Source organism: Dehalococcoidia bacterium (assembly GCA_028711995.1).
Lineage (GTDB): Bacteria > Chloroflexota > Dehalococcoidia > SZUA-161 > SpSt-899 > JAQTRE01.
The window spans coordinates 1-10,981 of record JAQTRE010000094.1 but is presented as its reverse complement, the minus strand read 5'-3'; the positions used below and the strand labels follow the sequence as shown (position 1 = coordinate 10,981).

9 protein-coding genes and 1 tRNA gene are annotated in these 10,981 nt (G+C 50.0%); 8 read left to right on the top strand and 2 right to left on the bottom strand.

Features of this window, described 5'->3' with window-relative positions:
* The first annotated feature begins 987 nt into the window (after positions 1-987).
* From PHV74_11685 to PHV74_11665, 5 genes are all read left to right on the top strand, one after another.
* Complete coding sequence (locus PHV74_11685) at positions 988-3,312, top strand: PAS domain S-box protein (GenBank protein MDD5095022.1); 2,325 nt, start codon at positions 988-990, stop codon at positions 3,310-3,312.
* A 192-nt stretch (positions 3,313-3,504) separates the two neighbouring features.
* Positions 3,505-3,924 (top strand): response regulator transcription factor, encoded by a 420-nt coding sequence (locus tag PHV74_11680; GenBank protein MDD5095021.1) that lies wholly within the window; start codon positions 3,505-3,507, stop codon positions 3,922-3,924.
* Positions 3,884-4,273 (top strand): response regulator transcription factor, encoded by a 390-nt coding sequence (locus PHV74_11675; protein MDD5095020.1) that lies wholly within the window; start codon positions 3,884-3,886, stop codon positions 4,271-4,273. The genes PHV74_11680 and PHV74_11675 overlap by 41 nt, the downstream gene beginning before the upstream one ends.
* 187 nt (positions 4,274-4,460) lie before the next feature.
* A complete protein-coding gene (locus tag PHV74_11670) occupies positions 4,461-5,453 on the top strand; it encodes a tyrosine-type recombinase/integrase (GenBank protein MDD5095019.1) in 993 nt (330 codons plus the stop codon).
* A 457-nt stretch (positions 5,454-5,910) separates the two neighbouring features.
* The gene (locus PHV74_11665) at positions 5,911-6,780 is read left to right on the top strand and encodes a hypothetical protein (protein ID MDD5095018.1); all 870 of its coding nucleotides are present in this window, start codon (positions 5,911-5,913) and stop codon (positions 6,778-6,780) included.
* 706 nt (positions 6,781-7,486) lie between these two features.
* On the opposite strand, the gene PHV74_11660 is transcribed toward PHV74_11665, so the two are convergent.
* Positions 7,487-8,500: a hypothetical protein gene (locus tag PHV74_11660; GenBank protein ID MDD5095017.1), complete on the bottom strand. Its 1,014-nt coding sequence runs from the start codon at positions 8,498-8,500 to the stop codon at positions 7,487-7,489.
* A 166-nt stretch (positions 8,501-8,666) separates the two neighbouring features.
* Between PHV74_11660 and PHV74_11655 the strand changes: the two genes are divergently transcribed.
* Together PHV74_11655 and PHV74_11650 are read left to right on the top strand one after the other, a co-directional pair.
* A complete protein-coding gene (locus tag PHV74_11655) occupies positions 8,667-9,398 on the top strand; it encodes a hypothetical protein (GenBank protein MDD5095016.1) in 732 nt (243 codons plus the stop codon).
* Positions 9,399-9,515: 117 nt separating this feature from the next.
* The gene (locus PHV74_11650) at positions 9,516-9,710 is read left to right on the top strand and encodes a helix-turn-helix domain-containing protein (GenBank protein MDD5095015.1); all 195 of its coding nucleotides are present in this window, start codon (positions 9,516-9,518) and stop codon (positions 9,708-9,710) included.
* Between the two features lie 127 nt (positions 9,711-9,837).
* Here PHV74_11650 and PHV74_11645 read toward each other — a convergent pair.
* Positions 9,838-9,912: transfer RNA gene (locus PHV74_11645), tRNA-Ile, on the bottom strand.
* 489 nt (positions 9,913-10,401) lie between these two features.
* Here PHV74_11645 and PHV74_11640 point away from each other — a divergent pair.
* Positions 10,402-10,878 (top strand): Hsp20/alpha crystallin family protein, encoded by a 477-nt coding sequence (locus PHV74_11640; protein MDD5095014.1) that lies wholly within the window; start codon positions 10,402-10,404, stop codon positions 10,876-10,878.
* The last annotated feature ends 103 nt before the right edge of the window (positions 10,879-10,981 follow it).

Genomic DNA, 10,981 nt, shown 5'->3' with positions numbered 1-10,981 from the left:
GGTAAACCATCGGTCAAATTCCTGGAATGTCCCGGGATAATCAATGCCAGAAACAGGATGAACAGACTCTTCCATGCCTACATACTACATTTTGTGGCCGGTTGAGTAAAGTGCATACCCACTTTGTGTTATTTGGGTTGTTGGATTTTCAGGTCCTTTAAAATGCTTCTCACTCATCGCTTGGCCCTCGCTATTGAGCAAGTGTCTCGCCCTGGATCGACCGGCTTATTTTCATTGGCAGCCCCCGGCACAGCGAAAAGCGTAACTGATCACGTTGTTTATAGTTTGTTTATGGTTCCCCCTCCGGTTTGAACTGGGACGTTTATTTTTTGTTTATGTCTTCGGATGATCTTTCCGGCGGATTGACCCGGACCGGGCCGGATGATCATTTATCTTTTGTTTATGGTGTCAATGGCCCAATAGTACCACCCTGAGGACCATCTGTCTGTCGCTCCAGCGCCTATTTTCTGTCATCAAAGTGTCTATTTTTGTGTCGCGAAATCGTGTCACGATGAGGCTGAAAAGCTGTAGCGCAGGTTCAAAGTAACGGCAAATGGCCTGATCGGCAGCTTGTTTGCAGCCTTGCCTGGGGCTATAATGGTGTTCGGACGTAAGCATGCAGGCTCACCGGCAGATTTAACTCGAAGGACCCGGGCAGGCTTCAGTCGTCAATGGAAGAGAGATACCGCCGGGAGCGGTATGCCGGAGAAAACCCCATGATTATGTCATTCCCGACTCCGCAGACTGTCTCACAATGTCATCGCGAGGCGTTTTTCCTTTGAAGAACGACGTGGCGATCTCCATATTCACGCGGAGATTGCTTCGCTAAAGCTCGCAAAGACATCATAAAGAAGGATCGCATTCGTATTACGACACAGTCTGTCCGATCGGGAATCCGGAGTGAATGGGCCGGGAATGGATCCCGGACTTAATCCGGGATGACATGATTGTGTGCATGCTTGTGCGTGGTTTGGTAGAAGGAATGATATGACATCCTGTCGCATCCTGGTGGTTGAATATGAAGCCATCGTCGCCCAGGACCTGCGGAACCGTCTTCAGAGGATGGGCTATGAGGTTCCGGCGGTTTGCCATACCGGTGAGGATGCTCTCCGGTGTGCCGGCGAGGCATCGCCGGATCTGGTGCTGACCGGCATACGGCTGCGCGGAGATATGGACGGCATCGCCCTGGCGGGGCATCTTCGCGATCGATGGCATGTTCCTGTTATCTTCATCACCGCGTTCTCAGATACGGCCACCCTGAAGCGGGCGATCCAGGCCCATCCTCACGCCTATGTTTCGAAGCCTTTCGAAGATCGGGAACTGGGCGTGGCCGTCGAACTGGCCCTGGGCCAAGCCCGCCTGGTGCAGGCGCTCCGAACCAGTGAGCAGAGATACCGCCGTCACTTCGAGAATATCGCAGATGTCCTGGTCAGTTTCGATGGGGAGATGCGCGTTCTCGATGTCTCCCCTTCCGCCGAGCGGATGGTTGGTTATGCTCCGCATGAAATTATCGGCAAAACAATGGCGGAATTGGGGATACTGACGGCACAATCAGTTAAGCAGTTGCAGCTCAACTTTGCAGCCTTCCGCGCCGGCGAGGCGATCTATCCCCATTGGTACGAGCTTGTCCACAAGGACGGGAGTCATCGTTGGGGGGAGCTGAAAAGTGCGCCGATTATTGAAGAGGGAAAAGCACGCTTGTATATGGTCGTTGTCCGGGATGTGACGCAGCGGCTGGCTGCCGAGCAGTCCCTGCGGGAAAGCGAAGCCAGGCTGCAGGCCATTTTTGCCAATGTGGACGAATACGTCGCCTATTACGATAAGGAAGGCAACTGCATCGATGCCAACAACTATGATAAGCCCAGTCCTCTGGGAAAGACCCGTGAAGAGGTGATCGGAACCAGGCTAGGCTTCATCGATGCCGCCTCGCTGGAAAGCGGCCAGCCGGTGGGTGAGTGGTACCGGCAGGTGATGGAGCAGGGCGGGTGTATCTCTCCGAAGCTATTTGAAGGTATGCACAGCGATGGAAGCCGTCGTCTTCTTGAATCCGGCCTCGCGCTGGTTCGGGACGGAGAGGAGGTGCTGGGTGCCGTTATCAATGTGCGGGATGTCACCGCCCGCAGGGAGATGGAGCAGAAACTGGCCGAAGCCAATCGACGGTTGGAGGCCCGAAATCGGGACCTGGAAGTCATGATGGGAGCGCTCCATACAGCCCAGACCTATGCTCGAGGGCTGATTGAAAGCACTCCTGACGGCATGATCGTGGTGGACAGGGAAGGGGTGATTGTCGATGTGAATCAGGCGCTTATAGGGATGACCGGCAAGAAGAGAGAGGACTATATCGGCAAGCCTTCTACGGATGCAGTGGCGATGACGTACGCGCCAGCCTATGTCCGAAGAGCAGCGGATATGCTCCGGCAACTCCAGGCTGGAGCCATGTGCGTGACCCGGGAGTTTTTGGCTACCACGCCGGAAGGCCGTCAGCGTGTTTTGTGGGTCGATGCCGTCTCCGTGCCCGGTGCCGGCGACACTGCGGCAATGTTCCTGGCCACGATACGGGATATCAGCGATTGCCGGCGACTGCAGGATCAGTTGAAACAGCATTCCATCCAGTTGGAGCAGGCCAACAAAGAACTCTCGCAATATGCGGAAGTGGTCTCTCACGATATGTGCGCCCCGCTCCGTGCCATTCGGCTCTACACCCACCAGCTGCGGAAAGACCTGGCGAAAATGCCGCCGGATGGCAGTCCCGGTTTGCATCTTGATACCATCGACCGGGCGATTGACATGGGGGAGATCATGGCGCAGGAGATGCTGGAGCTGGCCCGACTCGGCAACAGGAGCCTCCGGGTGCGGCGGGTGGATATGGGCAAGCTGGTTCGGGATGTGCTGGCGGTTGTCCAGCCGGATGGAGAAGTGGAGTGGGTTATGCCGGATCAATGGCCGATCATCGAGGTCGATCCTGTTCTTTTGGGCCAGGTATTGAAGAATCTGATCGATAATGCGCTCAAGTTTAACACCTCCTGTCCCAAGCGTGTCAGGCTGGACTGGGCCAGGCGAAGCAGAAATCGTTATGTCTTCAGCGTTGCCGATAACGGCATCGGCATTCCGTCCGGAAGCCGGCAGGATATCTTCCGCCCGATGAGGCAGCTTGCGCCCGGGGTTTATGGGGACGGGGTGGGGATGGGTTTGGCCATTGTCAAGAAGGCAGTGGCCCGGATGGGGGGCGCCATCACCGTGGAGTCGCAGCCGGGTGAGGGAAGCACTTTTACGGTAATCATCCCGGAACGAATGGTCAACCGCCGCAAATAGCGTCCAACCGGGGGTCCACCGCACAGCAAGTCGATGCCACCTCTACTTTCCCGGATGAGAATGCACATCTCTGCCAGCGGCTGAACCCACCGCATGCCAGGTAAGCGCCATTTACGAATTGTTTACCAAACGTAGACCCGGGTTTACGTGCCGTAGGCTCTTGTTTTTACGTATGCGTGGTACTGTGGGATTATGAAAGCTGATATAATCTACCTGACCGGTTACGGTACTGAAGCTAATGCGACAACTCCCCGGGGATGGAATATCATGACCCCTGAGCCCAAATCCATACACGTGCTGATCTGTGACGACCACGCCATATCGCGGCTGGGCCTGGCGAACGTCCTGAAGGATCAGCCCTTTATCACTGTTGTCCATGAAGCTGTCGATGGGAGAGATGCCATCGAGAAGGTGACTGCTTTGCATCCCGACGTTGTTATCATGGATATCCTGATGCCCAACTGCACCGGACTCGATGCCCTGGCGATCATCAAGGAAAGATTCCCGACCACCAAGGTCATCATGCTCAGCATCTCGGAACGCGATGACCACCTCTTCAGTGCGCTGAGACTTGGGGCAGAGCTATATCTCCAAGAGCGCCGCTGTCGATGAGATCGTTGAGGCGGTGCAGCAGGTTGCTGAGGGCAAGATAGCCTACTCGCCTCACCTGTCCGGCCGAATCCTCTCCGGCTACCGCAAAACCAACGGACATGCCGCCCTCAGCAGCAGGGAACTGCAGGTATTAAGGCTTTTGAGTACCGGACTGACCAATACCGAGATTGCAGCGCGTCTGTTCATCGGAGAAAGCACCGTTCGGACCTATTTCGGCCGTATCATGGAAAAACTGCGCCTGAGAAATCGATCCGAGTTGATTGCCTTCGCCGTTCACTATCAGTTCGATCAGGGGAACGGAGATCACCCGTCACCTGATGACGGCGCGGCATCGGCCAAAGGCCTCTGAGAATGTCCCCTGGGCGCGCCATCATGATCCCCGACTACTCTATCGTGTGAGCTGTCACGGGTTGCCTCGGCATTATGCCCGTCTCAGCAGGGCTGGGTGGATGATTGCCCGGATTTGGAGCGCACTGCCGTTGAGCGGTGCTTGAAATGGTGGGCCCGGCTGGATTCGAACCAACGACCAAACGGTTATGAGCCGTCCCGATGCGCTCAAATTGCTTAACAAAACGCCAACTTCCACGATTGCAAAAACCTCAGGGTTAAGCAAGTCATACATTTCCCAAGTAAAGAACGGAAAACGAGAACCTAGCGAAAAGCTTCTAGTAGCTCTTCTGAAGCTTCAACCTGACACACATAAAAAGAAGCAAAGGGCCATTGATACGGCACTTCAGCAATTTCTGAAATCTCGAAGGCAAGGAATTTCTCCTCATACCATCAGAGACTATCAGCAGACACTATCTAAAGCCCTATACTCACTTGGCTTATCTCCAACCACAGAACAGATAAATCGATACTTGCGATCTCTCAACTGTTCTCTCGGAGGTAAATACGGCTACTTTAAGAACCTGCGAGCCTTCTATAATTGGTTGTATAGTCCACGTTCGGGTCTGCTATTCAAATCAGAGGATAATCCAGTAACATGGGTGGATGCTCCTAAGAGACCATTCCTCATCTTGCCCAGTCTTACAGCAGAACAAGTCCAGCAACTAATATGCGAGTGTAATTCAGTTCGAGACAAGGCTATCATCTCCCTATTTACAGAATCAGGCTTGAGGCTTGTTGAATTGACCAACATCAGGCAAACGGACATCAATTGGGGGAATCGTACCATCCGAACCCTTGGCAAGGGCAGCAAAGAAGCCTATGCCCCATTTGGTGAGATGTCAGAGAAGTATCTGCGAGCATGGCTAGCTGAGTACAATTCCAATGGTAGCACGATATGGGGACTCAATCGCTGGGGAATCGTTTCGATGCTCAACCGATTGGAGCGGAAGACTGGCTTGACATGCAACCCTCACACCTTCCGAAGGACATTCGCCTGCCTTTTGAGAAAAGCAGGGGTAGACGTGATGACAATCAAAGACCTTGGCAGATGGGAATCACTGGAAATGGTACAACGCTATACGAGGTCAGTCACCTTTCACGATAGCCTGAAGCACTACAAAGCACCATTGAGTCAGTAAGCCTGATAACTCCTCACGGTGACGATCCTGAAGCTCCTGGGGGGAAGGTGGCCATCAACGGTTGCCTTCCCTTCTTGGGGGTACGGGTCAATAATTTACGAGATAATGTGGATGTTTCTATAGCCAGTCGCAGAATTTAATTTTTTCGGGGAAATGCTGATTGGCTGAGTCAGCTTGCGGATATTCATGCTTGAGTATTTCCTCATGAGAGGTGTTAGGAGTGGTACACAACGTATGAGGCGAGTGGCCACCTTCACCAACTCTTTGGGTAGCTCGGGTTAGGCATGACGAATTTCTCATTGCGGGATGGTGATCTCTTTTGTTTACCTATTCTTGGCAGCATTCATCTTGGAGGTAGAGGTATGTCTAGTCAGATGACAACCACGTTTGAGGATCGGGAATGCAATCACAAGGCCACTGTCAGGGATTCTTGTCAGTGGACCTCAAGGGGAATACGATGTCGGATATGATCGATCCACCCCGAAAAAGACATGGTGGAGGATGCGGTTGTCTTGTAATCATAATTGTCATCATAGTCATCGGGGCGTTCGCCGCAAATCAGTATGCTGAAGATGTTCCGTATCGGAAGGCAAGCGGTGGGGCTATTGATCTTGACAACAACAAACAGGCAAAAAACCCAACATGGCAGCAACTCAAGACTTTTCTAGCCAATGACACAACTGATGAACATTCCTATTATGATCCTTTTTACACGTGTGGTGACTTCGCTGAGCAACTACACAACAATGCTGAGGCACATGGTATTAGGTGCGCCGTTGTTGCTGTAGAATTCCAGTCAATTGAGCCTCACGCCTTAAATGCTTTTAACACGACAGACAAAGGGTTAGTGTATATAGATGTTACGGGTAAGGGTTTGTTTGATGATTTGGTGAACTCAAGTCCATCACTGTCATCAATACTTTTTCCCGATGAAACACCAATGGAAGGGCCTCCTACTCACGACAAAGTGGCATATTTGCAGGTGGGTCGGCGATTGGGTTTTGTCTCTCCAGAAAGCACTGGTGGAGACTTCACATATCAGGCTTATGAGAGAGGTCTGGAGAGACTTTCGGAACTCACTGCCCGTCTGGATAGGTACAATGCTGATGTCGAGGAATTCAACACGTTTCTGAAGAAACACGACCGCTGCCCATCCATCTCATTTGATCACAGAGCTTGCCTCAACAGCCAAGACTCCCAAACAGCCGAAGCATGGGAAGCAAGATTACGGTCAGAAGAGGCACAAATAGACGAGCAGTGGGAAACGCTAAGAGGATACTTGTGGGAACCAGTGGGAGTCGTATCTGGCGTTGAAATCTATTGGTAGAACGTGCTCAAGTCACCAATATGGGTTGTCACTATGCTCCCCCTTCATTTTGATATCGCTCGTATCGGGTTTCTGCAGGATTGTTATCGCACAACCACCCACCCAACGCAAAACACCCCACAATCAGACCTATAAGAATCAGTCTGAATACAATGTATAGCAAACCCTCCCTAACTTGGGTTATCTTCATTTGATTCACCTTTCAGTGTGATCTAATCTAATTATGGTGACTCTAGTTGTTAGGTTTCAATGGTGGAAACCACAATTTACTCTGATGGTATTCACTAGCAATTTTGGCACCAAAGGGGAGACACCATGAATGATGCCCCTATCTGTCCAAAATGGGATGTTCCTTCATTGACTGGCAGTGTTTGAGCCACCCAGCCATACCTGGATAAGGTAATCAATTCCACCCCCAACGCTGTTGCTATCATCAATACTCACCGTGCAACATTCAACTCGACTCAGCTTCACAATCAATCATCTCAGCAGTTAATGTTTTTCATTTGGTCAGGGTTGTCTCTAAAATGTCGGCAGTGCGTATCTGGAAATCTGCAATCCCGACACTCACAATCATCCCGGCAAGGTGGGATTACACCACCCAAGATGACTAGAAATGCTTATAATTGCGACTAGTTGCATTAGTCACGGGTGACAAAATGGGTGAGATTAAATATATAATATACATTCAAAATCACCCAAAAACTCACTCAGCACGATCAATTTCATTCATGAGCTGGTCAAGTAGCGCATCGTCACAGTGTACTGTAGGGTAGCCGTGGGTATTGGTCACATTGAACCCTTTAATCCGGCATATCTGTTCAATTTGACGGTTATTCAGCTTGACACCATAATGCTCCTTGAGATTGCCCCTAACCTCTGCAATCTGCACCTTTGAGAACAGCTGGATGCCATCTTGGTAGAACATCCCGTTCAACGTCATAATGACTGCTGGCACGGGTTCATATCCCTGCCCTGAGGTCAAGTTCTTTTCTCCTTCTGTTATCTTCTCATAGGCGTAGATGATCCATTCTCCGTCAACACAAGCCCACGCAACTCTCATCAGTGGCTCCCAGGTGTCCTTAATTCGCCCTGATGGTAATCCGATCCCCTTGTCCCATTCCACATGCTCTGCAATTTCCTTCAACTTCTGGCCATCTATTTCCGGCATGGAATAAGTGCCTGGCTTATATCGAGTCATGATTATTATGCTTCTACTGTCCAAAGCTGCATCCTTGAAGGGCACTCTCCTGTGTAATACCGTGGCCCCAAATAAGTCTAGGCCCTCACTTTTATACCCAATAGCTGCACCGCCCCGCTTAACACTTGTGGCCGATGTGCGTCTTGAATAACGTCCCAAGATCAGGTTCTCATTAATCCTATCAGCCTCTTCAATTAAGGCTGTAGTATTGGGCTTTAGTGAATCCCTAAGTTCCGCATAACTAATTCTTCCGTTAATAAGATAAACTCTACATGTAAATTTTTGTATCATTTCTATTAGGGAGCTTTTGCCTGTCCCTTGAGGCCCCATGATCACCATGACGGGCATTATGTCCGACTTCTCCATCGCATGCGTCACCACCGCATAGTAGACAACGGTTTTGGCTTGATTAATATCTAGTCCACAAGCACCGATCACTGCTCCCACATACTCTGATATGATTTCCCCAAAAGGAGTCCCTGCTTCCTCTCCCTTCATTGATGAGTTATTAGTTTCCATTATCAAAACCTCCTATCCCATTTTATTCATAACTTGGTTGTCTCTAGCGATTTGTTTGGCTATAATCAAGCCATTCTAATGTTACGATTAGGTAGGATTTCCATGTACCAAAAAATGACGAATAAATGACGAAGTTTTGTAGAATCTTACTAAGGTAAAAGTGGCGATGCGAAAACAAAAGCCTGGTTGGGCAACAACCAATACATCTTGGGAGATTAAAAAAGTCGTTTGGCATCGCTGGTCTTTGGGCGACACGGATACACATATACTGCGTCACCTTCAACTGAACAAAGACAAGTATCCAGATATACCAGTTCACAGGGATACGATTAGGTCAATAAGAAACGAGCTATTATCAATGCCTGTTGAGGTGGCGCAACAACTTACCAAGGAGCTACCAGAAATTCAAAGCTTTGTTGAAGAGCAGAGACCAGACTTAAAAGGTAAACTGGTACTGCCAATAGCTTCGGATGCCACACTTCACGACAACGAGATATTCAATAAATCCGACACGATTATAAATGAAGAGGAAATTCAGGCATTCTTAGATACCCTAGAGCTTAAGACTATTTATAGTGGTGCTACACTAGGAAAGCTGACAGAATTCAAAGAATTATTCCAACTTGAAAAGAACAAATATGTTGATAGTGAGCTTACTGGTTTATGCGAGAGCCTAGTTAGGCCATTTTCAAAGTTGATCCGCTTTCTTTCATCCTTTTTCAAACCTGATATTGGAGCTGTAGGCAGCCAAGATGATACTGTATTTAGGTTCAATCCTCCAAACTGCCGCCCTAGGCAGAGTGATGAGTGTTATGCCGAACTTCTTGATTTAACGGAGTCCGTTCGCACAGCTTATTCAGCTTATCGTGCTGCCGTGAGACGAGTGCTATTTTTATAGGCTGATATTCTAGAACCTCATTTCTGCTCTAGCATCTAATATCAACCATACATAGCAGTGAAAATACCTTGAGTTAATACCTGATAGCGTGTATAATAAGCTCAGGTCAGGTGATTGATGTACACGACCAAAGAAGCAGCCACACACCTAGGTATTGATGAAAGCCATGTAAGACGCCTGCTCATAAATGGCGAACTTAAGGGTAAGAAGTTTGGACGTGATTGGATGGTCACTGAACTGGACTACAAGCGGAAGAGGAAACCAGGTGGAGGCAGGAAACCGAAACGAAAGCAAGGGGGTGAGAATCAATAGGTGTTAAGCAAAGTTAAGCAAAAAATCCGAAGCTAATTAGCTTCAAAAGTGTTAAGCAAAATGCCAAACAGACAACATAACAAAAAAATAACATGGAGGAAAAAGTGAGAAAATCAGCTTCAAAAAATGGTGGGCCCGGCTGGATTCGAACCAACGACCAAACGGTTATGAGCCGTCCGCTCTGCCGCTGAGCTACGGGCCCTTGAGAGAGGCTATTATTCAAGGGGGCAAAAGAAGTATAGTTCAATCCATAAATGAAGTCAATTCATGGATTTGCCCCAAAACCGGTGACTGAAACCAGATTCTCTGCTTTCAGTGTACTCCACAGCCGAGGAGTCTTAGATCAAATAGTTCAGGATGCTTTCTTCCATGGGCCTGAGGGGGCAGATTAATCTAACACGCTGCAATGAGCTGATCCAAGGGTGGACAGGAACTGACTCCGAAAGGTATAATCTCTCCACAACACAGAATCTCTACGGGCAAGGCCTAGCAGGTTGTTGAAAAAGAGGTGAAGGATTCTTCCTTCCCGGGGGTGTCCCTGTAGGGGCGTATCATTATACGCCCGCATAAAGTTCCCTCCAACGAGTTGGGGCTGGGGAGATTGCCTCGGCCGAGATCGGGGGTTGCGTCAGACTTTTTCAGCACCCTGTTGGAGATCACTGTTTCCGCCTGGTCCGCAGCGTAGGAGAAGATGATGGCCATATATCGCACTGACTGGATAACCGATATCGGCACCATCCAGAGAGAGATGGAACGCCTCATGGATCATTATGCCGGAGCCAAGCCCCCCATGATTCATTTTGCCAAAAGGGCCTGGGAGCCGGCGGTCGATGTCTATGAAACGTCCGAACACATCGTGATCGTGGTCGATCTGGCCGGCATCGAGGAAGAGAGCCTGAAGATCATCGGGGACCGCACTACTTTTGTAATCCAGGGCGAGAGGGCAAATCCCGGCGCCGGTACCAATCGATCTTATCACCAGATGGAGATCATCAGCGGGCCCTTTGAGCGAGTGATCCGCCTGCCTCTGGCGGTTGAGGTGGAACAGGCCAGAGCCCAGTATCGTTGCGGTATGCTGGAAATTACCGTGCCCAAGAGCAAGAGCAGAATCTCCACCAAATCCTATATCAGAATCGTTCATGGCGGGAGAACAAGCGATGGAATTTGACGAGAACGAAACCCCTTCCTCGAAACAACCGGATATTCCCGCAGAACTGGCCATCCTGCCCAGCGGCGGAGAAGTGATTTATCCGGCCATGATCTCTCCGTTG